A 26412-nucleotide genomic window follows, 5' to 3' on the forward strand; every position below is an offset into this window, starting at 1 on the left:
GGTAATGGTGATACGGCTAATTACATGTAAAGTCTAGCTCAAGTCTCAAAGATGAGGCGCGTAATCCGCCGGGCATGGTTATTTGGGGAAGATGTGTTTGGTGCAAGAAGCGAGTGACTAGCCGTTCAACCTAACTGGCAGGGGTTGAACTGGCAAGGGTGTAGCAAAGCGCTCAGGAGACGGATGAGTAAGGGGCGGGTTGCTTACAATTCTGTGTATTTTTTTGTACTGCCGTAGCATTTATCGACAGGGTATTTTGCTCTGTTGTGGGCAATTTTCTCATCGCAAGCTGCAATCAAATCAACGCCACAGCGATCAGCAATCCGCAATAAATACAGTTGAACATCGGCAAGTTCATGCTCTAGTGCTTGGCGCTTTTCTGCCGGAAAATTTTCCGCTTGTTCGGGTGTGAGCCATTGAAACAACTCAGCCAGTTCGCCCACTTCGCCGCTTAACGCCATCACCAGATTTTTAGGGTTATGGAATTGTTCCCAATTACGTTCTTTCGCAAATTCCGCCATGTCAGATTGAAGGCGCTCAATGGGGTTAGTTGTGATGTCTTTCATTGTTTAACCGTCGAAATACTGATTGAGACACACAGTGTGGCACGTCTTAAAGACGGAGAGAACCGTTTACCTCGCATGTGATTTACACCCTCTAAAACCTAGCGTCTCAAGTCACTTGGGTAGACGGGCTTTATTTCATATTGCTGATGGAATTCAGGGTGTTGAAAATCTAGTGCGTGGCACATGATTCTGACGTTTCATGTCCCATTTTTGTGATTTCTCATACTTTCACAAAAATATGAAAGGGTTTCCTGTTATTACCTGTCTATTCTCTTAGTTGTGAATGAGATATAGGCAGTTATTTTGAACGAAACGACAGCAACCTTGCTTACGTATTCCCCACTTACGCTCTTCTTTGCGGTTATTTTGCTGTCTTACTTATTAGAAGACTTAGCGATAATTTCTGCCGCTGTTGCCGCCTCTCAAGAAGTCATGTCATTGCCGCTCGCACTATTGGCCATTTTTGTAGGCATCGCCACGGGCGATCTCGGGCTCTATGGCTTAGGGCTCTGGGCCAGAAAATGGCGGGCGCTAAGAGGATTTCTGCTCACCAAACAAAGTGTTCGTTTCCTTCGAAGAAAATTAAGAACGCATGCTTTTGGCAACATTTTCCTTATCCGATTCATTCCCGGTCTCCGATTCGTTGGCTTCTGTTTAAGTGGCTTTTTCAGGGTTGGATTGCGTCCCTTCTTAATGGCTGTTATTGCCGCTACCGCTATATGGACCGCATTGATTTTTACCGCGGTCTATCAGCTTGGAGAAATTGAATGGATCAATCGCAATGTGAGTTGGGGATTGATTCCACTTGCCCTCATCGCCCTGTTTGTCGTGAATCGGGTGGCGGGCAGAAAGCTCAAGGAGAAAACAGTTTGCACAGATTAAAACTGGTTGACGAAAAAACATCGCCAGCGTTACCAGTGAACCATGGTATGCCGACTCTCGATACTGACGGCAAACCGCTCTCGATGTTCGAATTTTGGCCCGCATGGTTTTTCTACACACCTGTTGTGGTGCAGTGGCTTTGGTACGGCATCAAATACCGCAGTTTCAGTTTACCGCTGGCGGCGAACCCGGGCATTGAGCTCAGTGGCATGGTGGGCGAATCCAAAGACGCCATCTTGTCGCTCGCGGGCGAAAAGGCAAAACCTTGGGTGTTGCCCTACGTGATGTGGGAAAAGAACGATGCGTCGCCTGAAACTCAAGCACATCAAGCCATGTCGTTACTTCAAAAAGAAGGACTGGGCTTTCCTGTTGTCGCAAAGCCTGATTTGGGGTGTCGAGGCGCAGGCGTTCGGTTAGTTGAAAACCGAGGCGAGTTGGAAGAATACATGCGTTTGTTCCCTAACGGGGCACGATTAATGCTGCAACAAAAAGCACCATATAACGCAGAAGCTGGCGTGTTTTATGTCCGTTACCCCGGTGAGAAACGCGGCCGTATTTTCTCACTGACATTGAAGTACAACCCGTTTGTAACGGGAGATGGCAAACGCAATTTAGCGCAATTGATTGATGACGATCCGCGTGCTGGGCAACTGAGCCATCTTTACCACGCAAGGCATGAAGACAAACTGGATTTGGTGCTGGCCGATGGCGAAACGTTCCGCCTTGCGTTTGCAGGCAGCCACAGTCGTGGCGCGATATTCCGTAACGGCAATGCTTACATCACGGATGCGCTGGTGGATCGATTAGATGAAATTTTTAACGATTTCCCCGGTTATCACTTTGGACGATTGGATCTTAAGTTCAAAGACATCGAGAGCCTGATGGAAGGTAACGATTTTGTGATGCTAGAAGCCAATGGCGCAAGCAGTGAAGCTGCTCATATCTGGGATCGCGGTGCCACGCTGAAAGATGCGTTTTCCACGTTGTTAGCGCAGTACCGAATGTTATTTGAAATTGGAAACAAGCAGCGCGCATTGGGACACAAAGTCCCGACATTGATGGAACTCTATCGCGCATGGCGTAAAGAGAAAGCGCTGGTACAAGATTACCCATCTACAGATTGATGAGCACGCAGCCAGACAAGGGCTAAGCCAACACAACTCAAAGCATGATCTGAGAACAAACGATCTGAAAATAACAATGATAACGATGATACGAACGAGAGAATTGATGAAACCTAAGGGGAATGCATGTTAGCCAAGGAAGCAACTTCGACGCATGACGATCACACCTTACCTGCTGAGGTTGAGGGAAATTTCGATGTTGCAAAGCAAGCCCAAAATTTACTGTCTTTGATGAATGATGAGCAATATCAGTTTGTGGCTGCACCTTATTTGCAAAGTTCGATTGGTCAGCACATGCGACATATTTTGGATGTGTACCGTGCCTTGATGGCGTGGCCAGACAACGATTTTATTGATTATGACGCCCGTCGTCGGGCGCACCCTGTGGAAACCGATTTCACGATCGCGCAAGCAGAATGGCAAGTAATCATTGAATGGTTAGCCGGCGTGACGCCGACATCAATCAACATGGCGTTGCGTGTTAACGGTGAAGTCAGCCTGACGCACCATGCGCCGTCCGTAACGGCATCAACACTTGGCCGTGAGTTGGCTTTTGTGGCAAGTCATGCCGTGCACCATTTCGCGCTTATTCGCGTGAGTTTGAGTGCGCAGGGCATTGAAACCGACGCGAGCTTCGGCTTGGCACCTGCCACTGCGACGTTCTGTCGCGAGGGGAACTGATGTGTACCGTTAGTTGGTTATTGAACGACAAAGGCTATGAAGTGTTTTTTAATCGCGACGAGCAAAAAGGCCGTGCGATTGCAAAACCGCCTCAGCATTTCGTGAGTAACGACGTGCAGTTTGCCATGCCTGTTGATCCTGACGGTGGCGGCACTTGGATCGCCATGAATAACCAAGGGCTGTCTTTGTGTTTGTTGAACTTCTACCAAGGCGACATTCCTGATCGGCCTTTGATCAGCCGTGGTTTGTTGGTGAAAAGGCTCGCCCCGTCTGCATGTGTGGCAGATGTTGTGGTTGTGTTGAATGACCTACATTTAGGCTCCTATGCGCCCTTCACCTTGTTAGTGTTCGCTCCCGATCTGTCTGCCACCCAAGGGCATGTGATCGCGTTTCAATGGGACGGTCATGTACTGACTCAGCGCCCAAGCAAGGAACCCATGATTTCATCATCAGTGGCGTATGAAGAAGTGATGCTTGCCCGTCAAAATGCCTACAAATCCATCATGACGGAACCGCGTACCATGGAAAAGGCGTGGGCGTTTCATCGCAGTCATGTGCCTGAAGCGGGCTACAAGTCCGTGTGTATGCATAGAGAAGATGCCAACACCGTGAGCTTTACGCACGTAAAAGTGACCGAGCATGATATGCAGATGGCCTATGTCGATGGCGCACCATGCAAAGAAGGGTCTGCTGTCACAGCACATCTGCAAAAAAATGCACCTCGATTGAAATTGGTCGCGAGTGAAAAAGTGTGAAAGAACCGAAGGTTTCCTCGGTCTTATAGTTAGCGTTCAATTTTTCTTAAAGGAGCACACAAATGTCTCGTTTACTTCTTCTTATTTCATTGTTTTTTAGTTCATTCGCGATGGCGTCTGACGACATTTATACCGGCTTCTTTAGCAATAAAGCCGTGAGCGGGTATGACACCGTCTCGTTCCATGATGGTAATCCTGTAGAAGGGAAATCATCATTCAAAACCGAATATAAAGGGGCAGATTGGCTGTTTTCGAGCCAAGCTAATTTAGACAAGTTTTTGGCTGACCCTGATAAATATGCACCGCAGTATGGGGGCTATTGTGCTTGGGCTATCGCTGAAAAAGACGATTTAGCGCCGGGTGACCCTGACCACTGGAAAGTGGTAGACGGTAAGTTGTACCTAAACTACGACGACGATATCCAGAACAAATGGAATGCGGACATTCCGGGTTTCATTGAACTGGGTGATGACAACTGGGCGAAGCGTTAATCGCTTAATACTGTGTGCACGATAACAGCATGACCTGATCGTTACCGTGCATGGCTTCATTTTTTACATTTATCCCTACGTCGACACTAAGAAATCGATGAGGGTGAAAAAAGGGAATCTATATCATGAAACGTTTTTTACTTCTGATGTCGTTGCTGTTTTCTTCAACGACATTTGCAGCACAAGAAATTTACACCGGCCTTTTTAACAACGATGCGGTCAGTGGATATGACGCCGTGTCTTTTTGGGAAGGTGGCCCGATTGAAGGGAAATCAGAGTTTGAAACGGAATATCGTGGCGCAGATTGGAAGTTCGCGAGTCAAGAAAACCTCAACAAGTTTCTTGCTGATCCTGAGAAGTATGCACCGCAGTATGGCGGTCATTGTGCATGGGCAATTGCAGCCAATGACGGTTTAGCGCCGGGTGATCCGACCTATTGGAAAATCGTGGATAACAAGCTGTACCTTAACTATGACAAAAAAGTGTCAGATACATGGCACACCGATATTCCAGGCTTCATCGTGAAAGGTGACGAGAACTGGGAAAAACGCAAATAAGCGCTGATTATTCAGCGTAAAAATTAATAACTCACAGACCGAGGATCTGCAGCGCTCCACCTTACTCGGTCTTTGTGAAAAAAAAGAATAAGTGGGAGAACCCATGACGACAACCAGCCCCTTTTTGTTGCCGAGAAAGAGCCCATTTGGCGTTGTTGAGAAGACGCTAGAGTCCATTACAGGGCTTCGTACCCTCGACAAGTATTACCGCAAACGTCCCGATGAACTCGATACTGATGCCTTCCTCACATACACACTGGATGTATTGGGGATTGATTATTTTGCTTCTCCTTCTGACATTGAACACGTTCCCGCATCAGGCACGACCGTTGTTGTTGCTAATCACCCATTGGGTGGAGTGGAAGGTGTCATTCTAGCTAAACTGCTGCGACACGTGCGCAGTGACGTAAAAGTGTTGGCAAACCACTATCTTAAACGCATTCCTGAATTGAGCGATTTGTTCATTGGTGTGGATGTGTTTGAAGGTGAAAACGCACGACGTGCAAACATGCGCGCGCTTCGTGAAGCGCACCAACATCTCAGTGATGGCGGTTTGTTGCTCGTTTTCCCTGCTGGCGAAGTATCAACGTTTGATGAAAATGGCTTACTGCGCGACAAAACGTGGAGCCGCTCTGTGGGTGCCATGGTAAGAAAGCACAAAGCTGCTGCGTTACCTGTTTTCATCGGCGGTCGAAACAGCCGTAAATTCTACCGCGCGGGGGGGATTCACCCACTGTTGCGCACGGCATTGCTAGGCCGTGAATTGCTCAATAAACGCGGACAGTCTATTCCTATTTCGATCGGCGAGCCGATCGCATGGAAAGAAAGCAGAGGCTTTGAATCTGATGATTCCCTCGTCAATTATCTGCGCTTAAATACCTATCTATTGAGCCGCGAGAAGGCGTTAACCTCGCCGCAGCAAGAAACTGCGGGCGAAGCGATTGCCCTTGAAGCTAATGGCGATGTGTTGCAAGCGGAAATCGATGCTTTACCCACGTCGGCGCATCTACTTTCTTCCGGCGAGTTCGATGTGTTGTGTTGTGAAAGCACACAGATCCCCAATGTGTTGCAAGACATTGGTCGTATCCGAGAAGTGAATTTCCGCGCTGTTGGCGAAGGGACGGGTCTTGCTTGCGATTTAGATGACTACGATAACGATTACAAGCACCTGTTTATTTGGGATCGCGACGCAAAGCAATTGGTGGGTGCTTACCGTATCGGTCGTGTTGATGACATTATTTCACGACGTGGTCTCGACGGTTTGTATTCTCGCAGCTTGTTCCAATATGACGAACGCCTCATTCAAAGCATGGGAAATGCGTTGGAAATGGGCCGCTCTGTGATTGATGTGAAATATCAACGCAGCTTGAGTGCCTTGCTGCTGCTTTGGAAAGGCATTGCCACCTATGTGAGCCGTGATCCTGACATCACGACGCTGTTTGGTCCTGTCAGCATCAGTAACGACTACCCGCTACAAGCGCGTCGTTTGCTCGCTGAAAGCCTGAGCATTCACCATTACGACGAAGGCATGGCGAAGTTGGTACAACCGACCACGCCACTTGAAAGCGCGTCCCCTGTTCCTTGGCACACGTCGATGCTTTCAGGGTTAGGCGACATGCAGCTTTTGTCCAAAGTCATTGGGCGCATGAGTGAAGGGCTGGGTGTGCCAGTGCTGTTAAGGCAATACCTCGGCTTAAATGGCAAGCTGGTGTGCTTTAACGTTGATCCTGCCTTTAATGATGCTCTTGATGGTTTGATTGTGGTGGATCTTCGTAACGTACCCGTGAGAACGTTAGGGCGTTATATGGGGAAAGAAGAAGCCCACCGTTATCTTGCATTCCATGCTGACGCAACGGCATTGGAAACCGAAGAAAAGACGGCTGAAAAGTAAGTGGCTTCGTTTCATGAGGTTCACTCGGATGAGCCTCAGCGTAAACCTTAACCTGAGCCATAACATAAGTTTTAATAACAAAAAAAGCGCCGATAAGGCGCTTTTTTGATCGTGTTTTTGGGTTCGCTGCGCTGAGTAGCTGTTAGAAGTTCAGCTTCGCACCCACAGAGACGGTGCTGGTTTCAGCGCTGCCGCGATCTTGATAACCAAGCTCCAATGCCAAGCCTGGGCCAATTGCAGGCGCAAGGCTAATGCCCACAGCGGCGAGTACGCCCCATCCATCTTCTGTTTCAGTTGCGTAGGTGTTTTCGTAGTAGTTACCACCACCACGCACATATACATCACCCAGCACAATGGGCAGGTTCACTTGCAGCGCAAGTGGAATGGAGGTGGACTTAAAATCTTGGTCAACACCGCTGTCATCGGGAATATCAGCCGTTGTTTCGCCGTAACCTGAATATACGCTGGTGAAATCGTTGATGCGCAAGGTGCCGTTAATCGCCCAAAAATAGCCAGTCGCACTATTTCCTTTGTATTTAACGTCTGTGATACCTGCATCCGCACCGATTTGAAGAGGAAGCACCATGGCAGTAGAAGACGATGCAAAAAGTAACGCACCGAGTGCAGGAAGGGCTGTAATGATCCGTTTGATGGCCATGTATTCACCTCATGTGATGGTCAGAAAGCAGTTATGGTCGTCACAATTGTGCGACGAGTGTCTGGCTAATATTGTAGGAGCGAATGCCTAAAGGCGTGTTGAGGCGTACTAAAAATTGGCAACCAGATCAGATATTTGTGAACTGCCCCCCAAGGAATGTGACGTAGTAAACGGTTTCTACCGGGGAAAGGTTTCATGAGCGAAAGGTCGAGATGAAAAAAAACGGCACGCAATAGGTGCCGTTTTTCAATGTCGGTATACCAGGACTTGAGCGCGAGTTCGTGTTTTCCGTCGCGTTTAAGCGATTGTCTTTATGATACTTATGCCGTTACAAGCGCAGATACCACACCAATCAAACCACCGAACACGCCGCCCCAAACCACAAGCCAGCCTAGGTGTTCACGGATCATCGTCTGAACAATGTCTTTCACCATGTCTGGCGTCAACTCATCCAAGCGTTGCTCAATCACGGTTTCAATGTTGCTGGTGATGTCGCCCATCATGTCAGGCTGTTCGATTTGGCTTTTCAACGCATCACGGAAGCCATCTTGCTGAGTGATGTCGACCACAGATTCACGCATCTTCTCGACAAAAGGTTCACGTAATGGCGTCAGGGCTTCTGAACCACCAAACATCATCAACATGCCGCCGAATTGGCTGTTGTTGATCACATCAACAAGGCCATCGAATGTTGGGTTGAAGTCGATTTTTTCGATGATCGGTGAAAGATTCAAGCTGGTGCCATCGGTCATTTCTTTATTGAGGAAGCGATCGATATTTTCCTTGGTGAAGAACTGATCCATCATCAAAGATTTAATGCCCAGTTTGAAGGCTTCAAAACGCGCCTGAATAACCCCAGAACCGTAAAGGCCCGGCACTTTTTCAAACAGCATATGAACGGCCAACAAGTTGGTCAATGAACCTGATAGTGCAAACAAACCGCCATAAAGGGCAATAGGTTGGTCAAGGTAGTAACCAGCAGCAAAAATAGCGGCTGCAATGAGGTTAGTCAGAAAGCTTTTATTCATTGTTATTGCTCTTTGAATTCAATGTGGAAAGCGGGGATTCTAATGGACGAAGCTGTGTAGAACAACGGCTATTGTCATGAATATATGGGCAGGGTGATTGCAGGATCTCACCATGATAGCCATCTATACCCACGTGATTTGAATCCTGCATCTTGAGGTTTCTTGGGGTGACTCCGTCTGCTTTGAGAGATCACGAGAAGTTCTGATAACGCGCCGCACTTGTCTGTGTGAAGTCGATTAATCTTGAAGGTATAGCATTCAGTAAAAGGATTACAAAGGATGGGCGTTCGTCATTGCTTGATAATGGTGTGTGTTTTTGTGCTGAGTGCATGCAGCAGCAATGGCCGTCCTTTTGATATTAAAAACCTCGCCAAATCCGACATGGACTTGATCACGGATATCCATATTGCGGAAGCCCGAACCTTAACGCAAAGCCTAATGGTCAAACTGTACAAGCGTAACCCCAGAGAACTCGCCAAAGTCCCCAACCAAACCGTGACCTCTCGTCTTGAATCTGTCATGACGATTGAACGGCCTGTTTATGGCTACCCAGAACTTGGGTATGTAGACGGTGTGGATGCACTTCATTTGGCATTTTCAGCGCGGTTTGAGGGCGATAGGGTGTTCGCGTTAATGGTGGGCGTCACGGGGATGTTGAGCAGTAGCTATAACCATCAACGTGAGTTTTTCATTCTCGATGATATCGACCAACAAAAGCTCTATAACAGCGCGCGCAATCTCGAAACCGTCGCGTGGTTACTCAATACTCGAAAAAGCCCAGAAGGCGAACCATTACTGCTCGGGAATGGGCTCACAATAGACGGTACGCCGAATTACAGCTTTGAGCGTACCCTTGGGCAAATGATTATCATACAAGACATGATGGCTAAAATGGTCTCTGACAGCACCAACCGTGCGATCAACCAAGTGGTTCATGGTGTTGCCTCCATGACTTTCTTCCCTATCTAAGACAGCGTTTCTTTTTCGAACGCGGTTAACATATTCAAAACATTGCATTTATTCGGTGCTGTCCGTGATCTTGCTTCGGGCAACTTCTTGCGTTTACGAGCGAAATTTTGCTAGATATCGAGTCAAAAGTTGCCTGATTATCTATTCATTTACATAAGGTGTTGATTTATTTTGCCTAAATAGTTGGATCTGTTTGTGCATCTATTGATGTGATTGTTAGCTAACCGTTTTGGAGAGGGTGCGAGATGCCAACCTCACTGTACTCCTCTGACGAAGGCACATAGCGATAAGCATGACGTGCTTATCTGCTTTTTGTGTTTTGGGGCGTTGGCAATCAAATACGTGACTAGCAATAATTCACGTCTATGGCTAGAAACGGAAATTGGCGAGAGTGATCAGTAAGTTATTGGCTTTCTATTCTGGTGGGTGTGCGCCCTCAACGTGCATTCGTAGGTCTTTTGATTAGCGGCAATCGTTGCTAAACGGATGGCAAATGACCCTGGTGACTGGAGTCTCGCCAAACTTCGTGAATGTGGTTTTGATGTTCCCAAAGAGCGAGCCACAAATGAAAGATAGGTGTCTAGAAAAGTGAAACTGATCTAAGTGCAATCATATGCATTGTTTGTCTGAAAATGAGCACTCTTATGTGGTTTGTCTACATAAGAAGACATTCCAACGCTTGAAAAGATGGCAGAGTTAACGTCATAAAGTCGTTGGCATGTTTGTGTATTCGCTTGGTGTTTTGGCGAATGGTTGTCTTTCCTTCCTCGACGAGGTGCAGGACTGGAATAAGATGATGAAGTCTGTTTGCTCTCCCCCATACCGTTTCACGGATTGAGCGGAACATGCAATAGGGATCGTTGTTACTCCATGCTCCGAGTGTTTCATCGCACCGATGATGCAAATTGTGATCAACAGTTTGTGATTGCGTCAGAATTCATAATCCCGGAAGGTCTGTTTGTTTGATATTAATCGCAAAGGTTTTGCTTCTGTGGAAACACATGCTCAACCTATCGTCTCAACCGAGTTTGAATGCTTACCCTCGGTATTGCTGAATCAGTTTTACGCTAAACCCATTGAAGTATTACCTGTTTCCCATGATCAATTGTTGGCGGTGCTTTCGAACAACGCGCATTACAGAGAACGTTTTGGTTTGACGCAACTGCCTGTGCATTTTCCCGCGCTACCTCGTGCGTTTTCTCAGAGTTTATTTCCTAAGTTAGGTGTCGTGAGTTGGAAAGACGTGGTGGGCATGCAGACCATCCCAGATGCGTTACTCAATACCGCAGATTATTCGCCCGTGCTGGAATGTTGGCTGAATGCGATTTCTGACCGCATGGCGCTGACGTTGCACGCCTATCGCTGTTCTTCGAACACGCCAAAACTGTATTTGTTTCCCAATCAAGATTTTCGTGAACGTTCGGAATATCGACTGTCTGTATCGCACGGAGAGATTCAAGGGGTGAACTGCTATTGCAGCCGTCGTGATTACCATGAGGAGTATTTGGAAGAGATTAAAACGTGGTGGTCATCGCTCGAACCGTTTGAGACGTCACCTAATCTCGCCCATATTTTTGTCGACATTGCATGGTGTAAGGCGCGTCGCGCTTACGTCATCATCGATGTGAACCCCAATCTTTACCTGCTTGATCAAGAAGTCGAAAGGCGCTGCGTCTAACAGCATACTTCACGCATTATCGCGTGAAAAAGAGAAGAGCCACGCAGTCTCATGTTCATTTTCACCTCACACTTATCCCTTGTATTTACTAAGGTTAGCTTTAAGGAAACCTTCGTAAATACAAGGTAAGCATTCCCCAATGTTCAAATAGAAAACATCACGGCGCAAAACCATTTCACGTATCAGTAGTGGTACATCGTCGTGTCAGTTTTTCTGTTTTGATGACAGTTGTCAGGATGTCGACATAACAAAAAAGAGGGCGAACAGATGACCTACTCAAAGTCGCAAGATGCCATTAAAAAACTCACCCCTGAACAATATCGAATCACGCAAGAAAGTGGCACAGAGCGACCATTTACTGGGGAATACGATAAACACTTCGAACCTGGTATTTACGTAGATATTGTTTCTGGTGAGCCTTTGTTTGCTTCATCGGCAAAATACAATTCAGGATGCGGCTGGCCTGCATTCTCTAAGCCGATTGAAAAGATCAATGTGACGGAGCTTTTTGATGAAAGCCACGGTATGCGTCGAACGGAAGTGCGCTCTAAACATGGCGATAGTCATCTAGGGCATGTGTTTACGGATGGCCCAGCAGATCAAGGCGGGTTGAGATATTGCATTAACTCTGCATCGCTGCGTTTTGTACCAAAAGACCAAATGGACGCCGAAGGATACGGTGAGTATCGCGACCAAGCGGGCGAATAGCGCCTGTCAATGGCGAGAGAAAACAGCGTTAAGGGAATAAAATGGAAATAGCATTCGTAAATACACGCTTTGACCCAGATCTGATTGAGTTTCACGATGTGGCAAAGCAGATGGCCAAAAGCGTTGGGTACACCGCCGCTCTCAAGGTAGAAAAACAATTAGCGCAGTTGCTGCGTTTGCGTGTCGCACAAATCAATCCGTGTTCGTACTGTTTGATTTTGCACACCAAGGCCGCGCACGATCAGGGGCTTCCTGCTGCTAAAATTGCCCACCTTGCGAGTTGGCGAGAGAGCAACATGTTCTCGAACGATGAGCGTGCTGCACTGGCTTATTGCGAAGCGTTGACGGAGTACGATTTGTCTGTGTTCCCGTCAACACACCTTGCACTTCAAAATTATTTTGATGAAAAAGAGATTGCTGAAATCGCGGCTATCGTCATCAACATGAATCTTTGGGTGCGCTTGAAGTTGGCCCAAGGTGCAACGCCCGAAGTGACACGGGAAAATAGCGAAAATCCATAGGGTTAACGTGATGTCAGGATCCGCTCACTGTCCATTGATAACCCAGTGAGCGGGTGTCTTGTGAGAAAAAGAACAAAAAACAGACGAAATAATGTTGCAATCTGCAAGTGCTTGACGCGATCGTTTGCTTCGGACTTACCCACAGAAACTGTGCATAAAAAATGACCAATCTGACATCCTGCCATTTCCGTCGGTCATAGTAATCAAACTACCCCTTCCTATTTAAAAATGCCTCAAAACGGGCGTTTCTGGTGCTTTACCGTTTTTCATAAACGGGGGGCTGATAGTGCATTGACGCGTCTTGCTTCAAGAAGATATTGCTCGCCACCACACTCCCTAAACACACAAACCCCAGTGCGAAACAGGTCACGAGGTCAGGTTGTTCTCCGAATACAGGGAAAGCGATTAGCGTCGCGATAACAGGCGTCGCGCTGCCAAAGGCTGCGCTTCGCTCTGCGCCTAGCTGCTTCACGGCGTAGAGAAAGGTGCAGGTTGACACTATCCCTGCGCCCACGCCTTGCAGCATGGTGTGACTGAGTACATCACGCCAAGGCCATGCGGCGAATTCAGTGGTATGCAAGGTGCTGGGCAGGAGGTTAAACGCAATCGCGATAAACAACATGAGGCTTGAACATATCGCGAGCAAGCCTGAGCACGCCAATGCATTGAGGTTGGCGACGCGCGCGCATATCGTGAACGTTGCCCACATTAAGCTGCCCATCAAAAACAACATATGGCCTTGAGATTGTGCCCAGTTGTAACTGCCTTGCAGGCTAGTTAGAACGAACAGACCCGTGCCAATGACAATAGCGATTAGCCCGATAACACGGTGATGGCTGATGGGTTGGCGGAAAACGATCACGGCTATGGCGGTGACGAACAAGGGCAAGGTGCCGGGAACCAACGCGCTGCCGTGGGAAACGGGCACGTATTGCATGGCGGTGCTAGCAACCAATAAATAAGGCAAGCCACTGCCAATGAACATGCCGAGCAGATACCGTTTCGGTATCACCGCAATCTGTTTACGCGACTGATAAACGAAAGGGGCGAGCAAGATGGCGGGCACGAGAAAGCGGGTGATCGCGATGTCAGCGGGGAGCAGTGTGGAATTTGCGCCGCCTTTGAGTGAGAGGAAAAAGCCTGCCCACAATAATAGGGTAACGAGCATGGCGAGGTAGCCTGTCGCTTTGGTCGACATGAATGCGTGTAACCTCCTCGTTCTTGTTTTTTCGCGTATGCCTGCATCTCTGGCGATCTCGGTGCTTTCTGCGATCCTTTGTGCCATCTTTTTTACCTTCCCTGTGAGCGATGCGAAAACACCATTATCAATCAGGGTCATTGGTGTAGGGTGGCAAACTGAGACCTAAATTGGGTGTTTGTTGATGGTTTAAGCTAATATTTTATTAAATGTTGATGATAAAAAGCGCAAGAGTGATGGATCGTATTGATAAGCAGCTATTGGAATGGATGCAAAAAGACGCAAGGCTGACTACCGCAGAGCTGGCTGACTTGGTAGGGCTTTCCCCTTCACCGTGTGCAAGGCGAATAAAGCGACTAGAAAAAGACAATATTGTCGCGGGGTATCACGCTTCTTTGTCGCGCGACAAGGTCGGTATCGCCATGACGATGTTTGTTGAAGTGAGCTTGAATAACCATCAGGTCACGTCAGTGGATGAGTTTGAGCAAGCGATCAGTGATATGCAGGAGGTCGTGAGTTGTCATGTGGTGTCGGGTGCATACGATTATTTGCTGGAGGTGGTGGCGAAAGATCTGATGGGGTATGAGCAGTTCACCCGCAAGCTTCAATGTCTACAAAACGTGAAAGACATACACACGCAACTTGCTATCCGAAAGGTAAAGGATCGCGGCATTCTGCCTGTGTATGTCTAGGGTCAACAGACCCTATACCCAAACAACCTGAAGATGCTCGATTTCAGAGGCCATCAGTGCGTTCAGTTCAAGGCAAATTCTTGTAAGAATAGTCATTCTATTTCACAGGAATTTAACGATGAAGTGGACGCACTGAGGGCCTCCCTTCGGGCGAGTTTACTGACGCCATGCTCGGTGTTATCCCTTTTTGATGGAGATCACTACATCGGCAAAGGGACGCCTAGATCATAACGTCAGTAAACCTCGCTGAATCCTGCATCTTCAGGTTGTTTGGGTATATCATCATGCTTTCTTCTTCGTTTTTCCCTGTACCGCTTTAAATCGAGGGTTGGATTTACAAATCACGTAAATCCGCCCGCGACGTTTAACGATTTGGCAATCCTTGCTGCGTTTCTTTGCACTTTTCAACGAGCTAAGTACTTGCATTATTTGGTCGCCTTCTTGCTCAGTGCGCCGAATTGCTTGTTAAAGCGCGCAACACGTCCATCTTGGTTTACCACTTTCTGTTTGCCGGTGTAAAACGGATGAGAGTGTGAAGACACATCAAGCGTGACATACGGATAAGTCTGACCATCAACCTCAACGGTTCTTGACGTTTGCACGGTTGAACCTACCAGAATGTATTTGTCGGCACCTGTATCGTGGAATGCGACGGTACGGTATTCAGGGTGAATGCCTGGTTTCATTGTTTAATCCTCATTGTACTGTCAGCCTGAATTGACTGTTGCGCAATGTTATAACATAACAATTTATATATTCAAAGCGTAGTGAGAATTATTATCAATAGTGGTTTTTTCGGCGATGGTTGCTTATGTAGGCATAAACAACGAAGAAAACGACCCATCATCAAGCACGGTTTTCAGCGATGCGTGTAGCTCTCGTTGCAGCTTTTCATAGGCGAAATCCCCCATGCTGATGCGCTTGACGCCGCAGCTCGCAAGGGTCGAAAAATCTGGTAATTCTGGTACACAAAGTACATTCACAGGCAACGCGGTATGCGCGACGACTGCTGCGATGTCTTCTGTTGAACGAAGGTAGGGAACGAAGAGGCCACTTGCACCCGCGGCTTCATAACGCGCCGCGCGATCTAAGGTTTGTGCGAGGGCATCGTCGGTTTTCATGATGAAAGCATCTGCTCGCGCATTAATGAACATGTCGATGTTCGCATGATTAAGTGCTGAGCGGATGCTTGAAAGCGTGAGGGCAAAGTCGGCAGCATCTCGCAGGGTACGCTTCCCATCGATAATTTTACTGTCTTCAAGGTTGATGCCCACCACGCCGAGCTTGGCGAGTTGTAGGATGTTCGCCGCGATGTCGTCGGCAGTCTCTCCATACCCTGCTTCGAGATCGACCGTGAGCGGCACACACACCACACGTGAAATGCGTTCGACCATAAACAGCAATTCACTAAACGGCATGTTTTCACCGTCTTCATAGCCTAAGGTATAGGCGATGGCGGCGCTGGATGTACCCACCGCGCTAAAGCCTAACCGCGACACGATGTTCGCACTGCTCGCATCCCAAACATTACCAATCAACAACGGGGTGTCCTGTTGGTGCAATTCCAAAAACGTCATCGTCATTTCTCCCTGTAATCACTGAATCCTCATGGGGTAAATCCATGCGTCACCACTATAACGAGACAAAAAAAACGAGGCTCGCCAGAAACGGCACTGAACACCTTTTGGTCGTGGTTTTGTGTTAAATCAGCGAGTGACTAAGTTGCCTTTACTCTTTGACGCTGGTGTTCTTCGGGTAAGGGAATTTGAGTTGCCCAATGCGGATCACCAATACAGTGATGGCGATAGTAAGCCCCGACAGGGACACAACCATGATCCGCCAATCGTCCATGTTTTTCATGTCGAGGATGAGGTAACGGGCGAGGGCGACTATGCCGATATAAAGCGGCATTCGAACGGGCACTTTGCCGGACTCGAAGAAGATGCGCACCATGGCCAGCACTTCGAGGTAGATGAAGAGAAGCAGTAAGTCGCCCACCGTCACGGTGCTGTTGACGATCACGAGATAAATTTCTTCGCCGATGGCATAGATTGTTGCAATGACAATCAAGCTGAGCACGAAATGCTCCAGTGCGTGGATGAATTTTATCGTGGACGTTTGATTCAACATATTGGCTCGCCTCTTAGTGAATACCTATTCTAGCGAGAGGTGATGCCCTTACTTCGTTTCAATCATGAGAGTTTTTTCAGGCATGCTTGCACCGTTGGAGAGCTACCTTTGCAGTGTTGAAGGGTGTTTTTTTGCGGTAAAACGTTGCAATTCATATGTGCTTGAAGATATCGATTGCGCAAATGTTACCCACAGAAATTGTGCATAAAAAAAGGAGTGATCGAGTCACTCCTTTTCGTTTTTAGTCCTCGCCAAGAGCCTTAAGGACGGCGATCTTTGGGCTTACGGTTATTCGGTGCACCACTGTTGCGTGGACCTTCGCGACGTGCGTTATTGTCGCTGCGGTTTCCGTCTTTATTGCCACCTTCACGGCGTTTGTCGCCGGGGCGTCCTTGACTTGGGCGGCCACCTGAACGATTTGCGTTCGGGCGATCGCTCTTAGGGCGATCGCTCTTAGGGCGATCAGAACGTGGCTGATTGGAATTTGGACGATCACTGCCAGAACGGTCGCTGTTTGGGCGACGGTTGTCTGAGCGTCCACCTTCGGCTCGGTGACGATCAGAACGGTTGTTCTCGTTGCGTCCACGATCACTGCGGTTGCGATCTCTGTCTGCGCGATGTTCAGGACGACCATTTTCATTGCGGTCGTTGTCAGAGCGCGAACGGTCAGAACGTTGGCTACCTTGGCGGTTGCCGTCTTTACTCACACCGTCACGACGCGCGCCATCTCGTGCAGGGCGATCTTTCGAGAAACCACGCTTGCCGCCATGACCGGAGCGTTGACCAAGCTTGGCTTTCGGTTTAGCGAAAGAAATCTTGCCTGATTTTAGGTTCTCTTGTGCGGCATTGCTGCTGCCTGTTTTCACATCGCCAGAAGCGATGTCGTTGTATTCGTAGTCTGCGTCTGGCTCGAAGGTACTTCTTGAATGAGCAACGGCATTGTTGATTTCATCCATTTCTTTTTCGGTCAGTTCACGCCACTCGCCCAGTTTCAGGGTGCCGAGCTTCACGTTCATGATGCGGATACGTTTCAGCTTGGTCACTTCAAAACCTAAGTACTCGCACATACGGCGAATTTGACGGTTCAAACCCTGTGTCAGAATGATTTTGAACACAAATTTGCTTTGGCGTTCAACGAAACATGGCTTGGTCACTGTGTCGAGAATTGGGATGCCATTAGACATCAATTCAACGAACTTCGGCGTGATAGGCATATCAACGGTAACGATATATTCTTTTTCGTGGTTGTTACCCGCACGAAGAATTTTATTCACGATGTCGCCATCGCTGGTAAGGAAGATCAAGCCTTCAGAAGGTTTGTCTAAGCGACCAATCGGGAAAATACGTTTCGGGTGACGGATAGCATCAACAATGTTGCCACTCACATTACGCGCCGTGGTGCAGGTAATGCCGATAGGCTTGTTGTAAGCAATGTAAACGCGGTCAGATTTGTTCTCTGGCACGGTATCAATGCGTTGATTGTTTACAAGCACTTCATCGCCCGGCATCACTTTTGTGCCAAGCTCAGGCACGATACCGTTGATGGTGACTTTCCGCTGCTCAATGAATTTGTCTGCTTCGCGACGCGAGCAAAAACCAGAATCACTGATGAATTTATTTAGACGTATTCCGCTATTTGTGTTCACAAACGTTTCTTATCTCAAATTGTACTGATCGCGTTTAGCTGAGAACCTCGGCGCTAGCTGATTGTCGAAATGAATGACATGCCGTGGTGATCAAGCTTCTTGTTGCCGCAAAGGGTGAGTTTTTCACCGCTATCTGGGCTTCTTTCTCGATGTAATCAGCGATTATACTTGAAACCGAACGCCCCAAGATAGCGGCATGGGCGGTTTTTTGTTAGTTGATGATGGGGAGTCATGACGGCGTGTTTCGACGTATCTTTGGTGTAATTAATGTTTTTGTCATTCTCGGGCTCATTAGTCTCAACATACTGACCTTAACCAGCGCAGTTGTTCACGATGCCATGTTCAAGCTGGTCAACGCCTTGCCCATTTCGCAATTCACTGCACAAAGTCCGTCCTCTCGGCTGACTAACGCCAATCGAGAACTGGCCGCAACTAAGAAAGCCAATAAGGCACTAAAGGTGCAAACTCGCACGGTCACCAAGCGCATCGCGAAACGCACAGCAACCGCCGCTGCCAGAAACGTGGGTGCTTCTTTGATGGAAGCCGTTCCTTACATCGGTGCAGCCGCCGTTGTCGGATCGCTGAGTTATGACATTTACGACGCCTGCGAAACCCTTTCAGACATCGAAACTTTACAAACCGATTTAGGGATTGAAAGCGAAGACGTGACAGCAGAAACCGACAAAGTCTGTGGTTACGATGTCCCTACTGCCGACGAACTTAGCGCGAAAGCCAAAGCCTCTTTCGATGATGCACAGCGTAAATCCGCCGAACTCGGCAATAGTTTCTATGACACGCTGAAAGAAAAGTCAGATCAATACAGCGCAGACATGATGGAAACATGGCGTGGGTATACGGGCTCAGAATAAGCGTGATGCTTGCTCGCATTTACCGTGTCTCTACCAAGGCAAAACCTGCCCATCGTAGTTTAAGAATTTTCCGCTATCTTCTTGTTTCAAAGCCGCTAAGACATCAAACAAACCTTGTGCGCTTTCTTGTGAAGAAATTAACGCATTTGGCCCGCCCATCTCGGTTTTTACCCATCCTGGGTGTAGGGCGACGGCGATAATGCCTTGCGGGGCGAGATCGATGGAGAGGCTTTTTACCACGGCATTCAGCGCTGCTTTTGATGAACGGTAGATGTATCCGCCGCCAGAGGTGTTGTCTGTCATGCTGCCAACTTTGGATGATAAAGCAGCGTAGACACCGGGTTTTCCAGCGAGCAACTGCCCGTGAAATGCTTCGGCGATTTTGAGCGGCGCGAGGGTGTTAATGTCTAGCACCTTGCGCCACTCGTCCATGTCTGTGCTGCCAAATTGATAGCCTTTCGGGCCGTAATACCCAGCATTGTTGATGATGAGATCGAATGCCTGCGAGGCGAGTTTGGTAGAGAGGGCATCAATGGCGGCGTGGTCGGTGACGTCGAGTTCATGAATCTGCAGGGAATCGAAAGTGGACGCTAAGGCGTTGAGCTCATCGGCCGACTCTGGATCACGACAACACGCGTCGACTTGCCATCCCGCATTTAAATACAGCGTGGTTAATGCCAGACCAATGCCTCGGTTTGCGCCCGTGATCAGAAGGTGGTTGTTGGTGTGTGAATCAGAAGTTGCCTTGTTCATGTACGTGCCTTTCTTTGAATAGATGGGCGTTCTTTGTCTTTTTTACCACAATTGTTTCCGGGATTCTCTCGACGCGAACGAGCATGTTGAGGGGATTGGGATGTGCAGGTTTTACAAGCGCGTGATTGGCTCATAGAGGCATGGCCTCACACTGCTACGCAAAGCGCGTAACAGCGTGAGACGATAGGTTGGAAAGGTTTATAGCTTGCTGACGCGCACTAACCCTGTTTCGGACTCAGTGTCAGTGAATATTGATAGCTGCGCTCGGACAACAAGAATTCAGGGTGCACACTCGGGCTCCAAGAATCATCGCCGCCGACGCCCATGTGGTAGCCATCAATTCTTAGGTACAGATGATCATCTGCCACCAACTCATGATCGTGTTTCGCCTCCGTGAGCGTTTCTTGGCTGTATCGGCTGACGGAGAAATGGAACAGGCCATTCACTCGAATGTTATCGATATCCAGCGTTCTCACATCGCTGCGCAGCCCATTTTCTGATGGGAAAACATACGGTGTGTGCATGTCATCAATGTGTGCAAGGTAACGGCTCACCATGGCGGCAGAGCGACGGTCGGGGTAATTCTCAAACGGTCCACGACCAAACCAACTGACTGAATCCGTCAATGGCAGGGCAAACTCAAGCCCGACACGCGGCAATGACGGCATGTCCGGTGCAACGTTCACATCGACATGCAGATCGATAGTGCCAGACACGCTGACCTCATAGCGCCAGAAGGTGCTGATGACCATGTCATCACCCACGAAATACCCGTGATGTGCGCGCACTTGAACCACATCACTCAGGATATCGACGGTGTTAAACAGGTTCTCATGACGAAGTTCGAACAGCCCTGCGTGCACCCATTTTCCAAGCCATGCGCTTGGGTCTGGTTTGCCTGCTTCGCTAGCACCGATGTCATTATCAATCGGTGGGCGAATGAAGTTATCTTTCGGCGCATCTAAGATCTGTTCTTCACCGTCAATCAGCCATTGCACCATGTGGCCACTTTGCTTATCGAAACGAAGTTCAAATTCGTCGCCACAAATCGTCCAGTGGTCGGAATGTTCTTTTACCTCGGGCAAGGTGTCTGGTGACACGGTTGGCACAGGTAAAGCACGGCTTACGGGCAACGCAAGTTGCGACCAACCGATGACACTGCCCGCGCTCGCCCAAGGCTCTGCGGCAGACAATACCACGTCAAGGTTGAGGAAATACTCACGTCCTGGCTTGGCGGGTGGCAAAGCATCAAGCAGTTTGTAGTCCATGGCAACGCCCGCACGAAGATACAGCGCTTCTTCTCCGCCCACGATTTGTTTGCCGTTTTCTTGTAACGACCAACGGAGCACTAAATTCTCTGGCGGGTGGAACACATACTCATTCGAGAGCGTGACCATGAGCGGAGAGGTGCTCACGAGGTGATAGCCAAAGTATTGCTGGTGGAATTTTGCTTCGAAAACACTGGGGTGCGGTGTGCGATCAGGGAACACTAACCCATTGATACAGAACTGACGATCATTGGGTGTGTCGCCAAAGTCGCCGCCGTATGCCCAGTGTTTATTTCCTTGATCATCTTTCCGTGTTAAGCCTTGATCGGCCCAATCCCAAATGAAGCCGCCTTGTAAGCGAGGATGGCTTCGGAATGCTTTCCAATATTTATCAAAACTGCCCAGGCTATTGCCCATGGCGTGTGCGTATTCACAAAGGATAAGCGGTCGGGTTTCTTCAGGAAAACCAATCCATTTTGGAATCGCCCATTTCGGTAAGCCCCATTGCAGTTGGTCTTCTTCGACGCGTGCGTACATCGGGCAAATGATGTCGGTTGCGCGGGTGTCAGCGCCGCCGCCTTCATATTGAACGGGACGACTCGGATCGCGTTGTGTTAACCATTGGTACATGGCGTGATGGTTTGAACCGATGCCAGATTCATTGCCGAGTGACCAGATGATCACGCACGGGTGGTTTTTATCACGCTCGACCATGCGCGTGACACGTTCCATGTAGGCGTTGAGCCATTCTGTGTTGTCAGAAAGGCCGCACATCGGTGTCATGCCGTGGGTTTCAATGTTGGCTTCATCAACCACATACAGGCCGTATTTATCGCACAAGGCGTAAAACGCGGGGTGATTTGGATAATGCGCGGTACGAATGGCGTTGAAGTTATGTTGTTTGATGAGCTTAATGTCTTGTTCAATGTCATCAACGGTTTGGACATAGCCTTTTTCGGGGTGACATTCGTGTCGGTTCACGCCGCGGATCAGCACGGGTTCATCATTGACGCGCAAGATGCCATTCGTGATATCGACTTGGCGAAAGCCGACGTTGCAGGCTTCGATGTCGAGCGGTTCGTCGTTGTCATCCAACAGTGACACCACCAAGCGGTATAAGTGCGGATCGTCGTCACTCCAAAGACGCGGGCAGGAAATGGCAAAGCTGTGTTCACAGCGATCTGCCCATGCGCCTTTTTCATCAATCACACGTTGACCGCAATCTGCGATCACGGGGCCAGATATATCAGCGCCTTCGTCAAACAGTTGGATCGCGACGCGGGTGTAACTGCCGCGCACTTTGGTGTTGACCGTGAGCACACCAGTTTGATGTGTCGGATCCATGGTGGTGTTCACGGAAAAATCCATGATCGCGTTGCGCGGTTTTTTGCGCAGGGTGACATCACGGAAAATGCCGCTTAGCCACCACATGTCTTGGTCTTCTAAATAACTGCCATCGCACCAGCGAAGCACGATGACGGTGAGTTGGTTTTCGCCCACATATGCTGCGTTTGATAGGTCGAATTCGGCAGGTAATCGGCTGTCTTGGCTGTAACCAACAAACTCGCCGTTACACCACACATAAAACGCCGCACTTACCCCTTCAAAACAAATCAGGGTTTGGGACGTTGACCACGCTTCATTCAGCGTGAAATGGGTGCGATACACCGCGGTAGGGTTGTCCACGGGCACGATGGGTGGCTTGGTTTCAAACGGGTATTGCACGTTAGTGTAAATCGGGATGTCTTCGGTGCCTTGCAGTTGCCAGTTTGACGGTACAGGCATGTTTCGCCATGCATCGTCATCGAATTCCGGGCACACTGACAGCGCGGGCACGGATTCCGGCGACACAAACAACGAAAATTTCCAATCGCCATTGAGGCTGATTCGGCTGTTTGAACAGGGAATGATGTTGTCAGCATCATCCACCGCCAGATCGACATTGGGATAGGAAGAAAGTGGGCAATGCGCAGGCAGACGATGGATCTGCGTCACGGCGGGATTCTCCCAATGACGTTGTTGGATGAGTTCTGCGTATCGAGTCATTCTTGCTCCAGAGTGAGTCTATATCTCTAAAAATGCGGGGCGTTTTGCTTGATACTTACTCAAGCGTAAACGACAGTAACATGGCACTTTCAGGGTCCATTATTGGCAAGCTTAGCCCAATTTGAATGAGCTGATCGCCTTGAATTGAAAGTGGTTTCGCCATCCATGAAGGTTGCTGTTTCATGGTGGAAGAGAAGGCTGCGGGTGAATCGAGTACTTCGACACAGTAACGTTTGTCACCGTCAAGCACGGGTAAGCGCAAACGGCCCGCGAGGGCGTATTGCGGCATGGCGATTTGCACCACGGCCAAGAGCACCACGTCATCATTCATTACGCCGTAAATTCGTCGGCCCGGATCGTCTGACGGGATATTGAAGCATTTGCCGCTGTGTAGCAGCTCACGATAGTGCTTGTGCAAGTCGATGTAGCGCGCGAAAGCCGCGAGTTCAACATCCGGTAACCCGACAGGATCGAGTTCCGCCCCCATGTGACCGAACAAGGCGGTAAGCCCCCGCAACGACATATCGTGTACACGACGCGTGGTGTGGCTGCGATAAGGGCCGATATGGCTGCCCATGACTTCAGGCGGGAAGAACATCAACATGCCGTGCTGAATGCTTTGGCGCTCCATGGCGTCGTTACAATCGGATGTCCAGAAACGATGGGTGCGCTTTAACACTTCGTAATCCACACGACCGCCGCCCGAGGCGCACGATTCGATTTCCACGAATGGATGGCGTGCACGCAGGGTGTCGATCATGGTGTACAACGCGAGAGTTTGACCGTGATATGCAGGCAAACCATTGTGCGCTGCTTGCACCAGTTCACGGTTCATGTCCCATTTGAGGTAGGTGATATTGTATTCCGTCAGCAAGCTATCAAGTGCCGCCAAGAGGTAGTTGTAAGCATCAGGGTTTTGCAGATCCATCACGTATTGATAGCGACCCGAAGGCTGATGATAGCCTAGGTCATCGAGCCCCAGCATCCAGTCTGGATGGGCGCGAAATACGTCGGAATCTTTGCTCACCATTTCCGGTTCAACCCACAAACCAAACTCCATCCCGAGTTGATTCACATGATCAACCAGCGGCGAGAGCCCTTGCGGGTATTTCTTCGGATCGACAATCCAATCGCCCAATGCTCGGGTTTCGCCATCGCGGTTTAAGAACCACCCATCATCAAGAATAAAACGCTCTACCCCCAAAAGGGCAACTGCATCTGCCATTGCCATGATGCGTTGTGGCTCGTGGTCAAAGTAAATCCCTTCCCACGTGTTGAAGTGAACGGGGCGAGGCTTGGCGTCGGGAAAGTTGATCACTTGATTGCGCACGTAATGGTGGAAGCCTTGCTTCATGCCATTTAGCCCTTGGTTTGAGAACAAGGCATACATGGTTGGCGTTTCGAACGCGCCATTGGGTGGCAAGATCACTTCGCCCGAAGACAACAGCGGCTCGGCTTGTAAATAGCGTCGACCATCACTTTTTACTTGTGCGCGAAGACGGTGGTTCCCGCTCCAGCCAAAATGCATCCCGATGACATTGCCATGCACATCATCAGTTTCAGGTTGAAGCGCAATGATGCCGGGAAAAGATTCGTGCGACGTTCGGCCACGGCGGTTTTCTTGAATGAAACCACCGTGCGTGAGAGGAATGCGCTGCATTTGAAATTCGTGTGACCAACGGCCGTGGTAGGTGATCAGTTCGTTAAGGTTTTCTGACAGCGGCAAGGTCAGCGCAAGACGATCCACGGTGTAATCAGAATTGCCAATATTCACGACGCGATGGCGCAGTGTCATCACGTTGCTTTCTGGATCAAGCGCGAGGTAAATCGTCAGTTCCAGCCCCGAGTGTGGGTCGCTCAAGGTCATGGTGGCAGCCGTGTCTGTGTGTTCAACCGCGGTAAGATTAAAAACGGGCGCCCAATCGTGGCCTTGACGGTGGCCTTCAAAGCCCGGGCTACCAAAATCGCCACGCCCGTGCTCGGGGCACAGTGCTAACACCACATGTTGGTCGAGTCTTGCTTGGCCGACTGGAACATCAAAAAGCGCTGAAGGAATAGCATGTTCGCGGTCGATTTTATGTCCCCAGAAGATGATTGCGGGGATGGGATCAAGCAGCAGGATCAGGCTGTTATCGTTCGACTGCAAATGAAGAAAGCGCTCTGTCGGCGCGTTGTTAACGTGAGAAGTAGATGTCTTCACTGTGTATATCATCCCTAAAAATGGGCGCGAAAGCTCAAACCCGTTGGACCGATTGCCGTCTGACTAAGGTAGGTTTATAGCCGCCATTGGTTGCTAGGCTCTGTTTATTGTTGGACAGTGAGATGGCTAACTCCGCTGCTTGCGCGGCCATTTCTTCTATGGGGTAGCGAACCGTGGTGAGTTTGGGGTGCAAATAACGCGCGATGAGGCTGTCATCGAAGCCGACCACAGAAATGTCTTCAGGTACGCGATAGGCATTATCGGTAATGGCCGTCATTGCCCCTGCTGCCATGATGTCGTTATAGCAAAACACCGCAGTAATCTGTTTGCTGTCTTTCAGCAAGGTGAGCATGGCATCTTCCCCGCCTTGCTCATCTGGCCAGCCCGTTGCAATCCAACCTAGGGTTTCGCGTGAACAATCATGTTGACCTAGACCGTGCGCTTTCAGCGCATCCAAATAGCCACGTCGACGCTGTTGGCTATCTTCGATATCGTGATTGGAACTGATACAAGCAATGGCTTTATGACCTTGTTGAATAAGGTGCTCCGTTGCTAAATAGGCCCCTCGGTAGTTGTCGAGGTGAATGCAGCGATCTTCCAACCCTGGGATTAAGCGGTTGATAAATACCATGGCCTCGTTTTCGGCGGCATACGCCAGCAAGGTGTCGTCGTCCAGGGCTTTGCTGTGAATGATAAACGCACCGACTTGGTTTTGAATCAGCGACTCGATGGCCTGCTTTTCGCGTTCTTTCTTGTGATAACCATTGCCAATCAAAAGATGGTGGCCTTGTTGCAGCGCCATGGTATCCACGTGTTTTACGAGGGTGCCGAAAAAAGGGTCAGACACATCGGCCACGACCACACCAATCGCAAGACTCTTCTTGCTGACTAAGGTTCTTGCCGCCGCATTGGGGCGATAACCCAGTTCTTTCATGGCGCTTTTTACCGATTCAACGGTATCGGGACGTGTCTGTGGCGAAAAGTTGATCACCCGTGAGACCGTTGCGACGGAAACGCCAGCCCGCTTTGCGACATCTTTAATGGTGGCCATTGCGACACGTCCTCACTGATGGGTTGATCTCCACATTGAATCCCTCTCGA

26 protein-coding genes are annotated in these 26412 nt (G+C 49.2%); 13 read left to right on the forward strand and 13 right to left on the reverse strand.

Features of this window, described 5'->3' with window-relative positions:
- Positions 1 to 203: 203 nt before the first annotated feature.
- Positions 204 to 566: a nucleotide pyrophosphohydrolase gene (locus BCT27_RS04015; protein WP_017010468.1), complete on the reverse strand. Its 363-nt coding sequence runs from the start codon at positions 564 to 566 to the stop codon at positions 204 to 206.
- A 303-nt stretch (positions 567 to 869) separates the two neighbouring features.
- Between BCT27_RS04015 and BCT27_RS04020 the strand changes: the two genes are divergently transcribed.
- The 7 genes from BCT27_RS04020 to BCT27_RS04050 all read left to right on the forward strand — a co-directional run bounded on the left by BCT27_RS04020 (position 870) and on the right by BCT27_RS04050 (position 6947).
- Positions 870 to 1448 (forward strand): DedA family protein, encoded by a 579-nt coding sequence (locus BCT27_RS04020; RefSeq protein WP_102319233.1) that lies wholly within the window; start codon positions 870 to 872, stop codon positions 1446 to 1448.
- A gap of 47 nt (positions 1449 to 1495) precedes the next feature.
- Positions 1496 to 2572 (forward strand): ATP-grasp domain-containing protein, encoded by a 1077-nt coding sequence (locus BCT27_RS04025; protein WP_198597510.1) that lies wholly within the window; start codon positions 1496 to 1498, stop codon positions 2570 to 2572.
- Between the two features lie 126 nt (positions 2573 to 2698).
- Positions 2699 to 3253, forward strand: coding sequence for a DinB family protein (locus BCT27_RS04030; protein WP_102319232.1), 555 nt, complete (start codon positions 2699 to 2701; stop codon positions 3251 to 3253).
- Positions 3253 to 4008: an NRDE family protein gene (locus BCT27_RS04035; protein WP_102395101.1), complete on the forward strand. Its 756-nt coding sequence runs from the start codon at positions 3253 to 3255 to the stop codon at positions 4006 to 4008. Before BCT27_RS04030 ends, BCT27_RS04035 begins: the two co-directional genes overlap by 1 nt.
- 62 nt (positions 4009 to 4070) lie before the next feature.
- Entirely contained in the window at positions 4071 to 4499 is a 429-nt protein-coding gene (locus BCT27_RS04040) for a YHS domain-containing (seleno)protein (protein ID WP_102319230.1), read from the forward strand.
- 125 nt (positions 4500 to 4624) lie between these two features.
- Positions 4625 to 5056 carry a YHS domain-containing (seleno)protein gene (locus BCT27_RS04045; protein WP_102395102.1) on the forward strand — a complete coding sequence of 144 codons (432 nt, stop codon included), beginning with the start codon at positions 4625 to 4627 and terminating at the stop codon, positions 5054 to 5056.
- 103 nt (positions 5057 to 5159) lie between these two features.
- Positions 5160 to 6947, forward strand: coding sequence for a lysophospholipid acyltransferase family protein (locus BCT27_RS04050; protein WP_102395103.1), 1788 nt, complete (start codon positions 5160 to 5162; stop codon positions 6945 to 6947).
- Between the two features lie 142 nt (positions 6948 to 7089).
- Here BCT27_RS04050 and BCT27_RS04055 read toward each other — a convergent pair whose 3' ends face one another.
- Together BCT27_RS04055 and BCT27_RS04060 are read right to left on the reverse strand one after the other, a co-directional pair.
- Entirely contained in the window at positions 7090 to 7605 is a 516-nt protein-coding gene (locus BCT27_RS04055) for a hypothetical protein (protein ID WP_102395104.1), read from the reverse strand.
- Between the two features lie 320 nt (positions 7606 to 7925).
- The gene (locus BCT27_RS04060; RefSeq protein ID WP_102395105.1) at positions 7926 to 8633 is read right to left on the reverse strand and encodes a DUF445 domain-containing protein; all 708 of its coding nucleotides are present in this window, start codon (positions 8631 to 8633) and stop codon (positions 7926 to 7928) included.
- Between the two features lie 279 nt (positions 8634 to 8912).
- On the opposite strand from BCT27_RS04060, the gene BCT27_RS04065 reads away from it, so the two are divergent.
- From BCT27_RS04065 to BCT27_RS04080, 4 genes are all read left to right on the forward strand, one after another.
- On the forward strand, positions 8913 to 9602 hold the full coding sequence (locus BCT27_RS04065; RefSeq protein ID WP_102395106.1) for a hypothetical protein: 690 nt from the start codon (positions 8913 to 8915) through the stop codon (positions 9600 to 9602).
- Between the two features lie 958 nt (positions 9603 to 10560).
- Positions 10561 to 11280, forward strand: a complete 720-nt coding sequence (locus BCT27_RS04070; RefSeq protein WP_102319225.1) for a hypothetical protein — start codon at positions 10561 to 10563, stop codon at positions 11278 to 11280.
- 267 nt (positions 11281 to 11547) lie between these two features.
- Positions 11548 to 11988, forward strand: coding sequence for a peptide-methionine (R)-S-oxide reductase MsrB (gene msrB, locus BCT27_RS04075; protein WP_102395107.1), 441 nt, complete (start codon positions 11548 to 11550; stop codon positions 11986 to 11988).
- Between the two features lie 41 nt (positions 11989 to 12029).
- Complete coding sequence (locus BCT27_RS04080; RefSeq protein ID WP_102319224.1) at positions 12030 to 12509, forward strand: carboxymuconolactone decarboxylase family protein; 480 nt, start codon at positions 12030 to 12032, stop codon at positions 12507 to 12509.
- Between the two features lie 256 nt (positions 12510 to 12765).
- Here BCT27_RS04080 and BCT27_RS04085 read toward each other — a convergent pair whose 3' ends face one another.
- Entirely contained in the window at positions 12766 to 13707 is a 942-nt protein-coding gene (locus BCT27_RS04085) for a DMT family transporter (protein WP_198597511.1), read from the reverse strand.
- 236 nt (positions 13708 to 13943) lie between these two features.
- On the opposite strand from BCT27_RS04085, the gene BCT27_RS04090 reads away from it, so the two are divergent.
- Positions 13944 to 14399 (forward strand): Lrp/AsnC family transcriptional regulator, encoded by a 456-nt coding sequence (locus tag BCT27_RS04090; protein ID WP_102319222.1) that lies wholly within the window; start codon positions 13944 to 13946, stop codon positions 14397 to 14399.
- A 282-nt stretch (positions 14400 to 14681) separates the two neighbouring features.
- Here the strand turns inward: BCT27_RS04090 and ykgO are convergent, their stop codons facing one another.
- The 5 genes from ykgO to rluF all read right to left on the reverse strand — a co-directional run bounded on the left by ykgO (position 14682) and on the right by rluF (position 18175).
- Positions 14682 to 14825 carry a type B 50S ribosomal protein L36 gene (gene ykgO / locus BCT27_RS04095; protein ID WP_017012003.1) on the reverse strand — a complete coding sequence of 48 codons (144 nt, stop codon included), beginning with the start codon at positions 14823 to 14825 and terminating at the stop codon, positions 14682 to 14684.
- Positions 14825 to 15085, reverse strand: coding sequence for a type B 50S ribosomal protein L31 (locus BCT27_RS04100; RefSeq protein WP_017012004.1), 261 nt, complete (start codon positions 15083 to 15085; stop codon positions 14825 to 14827). The genes ykgO and BCT27_RS04100 overlap by 1 nt, the downstream gene beginning before the upstream one ends.
- Before the next feature lie 123 nt (positions 15086 to 15208).
- Entirely contained in the window at positions 15209 to 15976 is a 768-nt protein-coding gene (locus BCT27_RS04105; RefSeq protein ID WP_102395109.1) for an isocitrate lyase/PEP mutase family protein, read from the reverse strand.
- A 151-nt stretch (positions 15977 to 16127) separates the two neighbouring features.
- Complete coding sequence (locus BCT27_RS04110) at positions 16128 to 16529, reverse strand: phosphate-starvation-inducible protein PsiE (RefSeq protein ID WP_102395110.1); 402 nt, start codon at positions 16527 to 16529, stop codon at positions 16128 to 16130.
- A 260-nt stretch (positions 16530 to 16789) separates the two neighbouring features.
- The gene (gene rluF / locus BCT27_RS04115; RefSeq protein ID WP_102395111.1) at positions 16790 to 18175 is read right to left on the reverse strand and encodes a 23S rRNA pseudouridine(2604) synthase RluF; all 1386 of its coding nucleotides are present in this window, start codon (positions 18173 to 18175) and stop codon (positions 16790 to 16792) included.
- A gap of 239 nt (positions 18176 to 18414) precedes the next feature.
- Here rluF and BCT27_RS04120 point away from each other — a divergent pair, with 239 nt between their 5' ends.
- Positions 18415 to 19044 carry a hypothetical protein gene (locus BCT27_RS04120; protein ID WP_241908497.1) on the forward strand — a complete coding sequence of 210 codons (630 nt, stop codon included), beginning with the start codon at positions 18415 to 18417 and terminating at the stop codon, positions 19042 to 19044.
- A gap of 30 nt (positions 19045 to 19074) precedes the next feature.
- Here the strand turns inward: BCT27_RS04120 and BCT27_RS04125 are convergent, their stop codons facing one another.
- From BCT27_RS04125 to BCT27_RS04140, 4 genes are all read right to left on the reverse strand, one after another.
- Complete coding sequence (locus BCT27_RS04125) at positions 19075 to 19797, reverse strand: SDR family oxidoreductase (RefSeq protein ID WP_102395113.1); 723 nt, start codon at positions 19795 to 19797, stop codon at positions 19075 to 19077.
- Positions 19798 to 20015: 218 nt separating this feature from the next.
- A complete protein-coding gene (locus tag BCT27_RS04130) occupies positions 20016 to 23111 on the reverse strand; it encodes a beta-galactosidase (RefSeq protein ID WP_102395114.1) in 3096 nt (1031 codons plus the stop codon).
- A 55-nt stretch (positions 23112 to 23166) separates the two neighbouring features.
- Positions 23167 to 25311 (reverse strand): alpha-galactosidase, encoded by a 2145-nt coding sequence (locus tag BCT27_RS04135; RefSeq protein ID WP_102395115.1) that lies wholly within the window; start codon positions 25309 to 25311, stop codon positions 23167 to 23169.
- 34 nt (positions 25312 to 25345) lie between these two features.
- Complete coding sequence (locus BCT27_RS04140) at positions 25346 to 26362, reverse strand: substrate-binding domain-containing protein (RefSeq protein ID WP_102390729.1); 1017 nt, start codon at positions 26360 to 26362, stop codon at positions 25346 to 25348.
- Positions 26363 to 26412 lie beyond the last annotated feature (50 nt).

It is taken from the genome of Enterovibrio norvegicus, from assembly GCF_002876705.1.
GTDB lineage: Bacteria > Pseudomonadota > Gammaproteobacteria > Enterobacterales > Vibrionaceae > Enterovibrio > Enterovibrio norvegicus_B.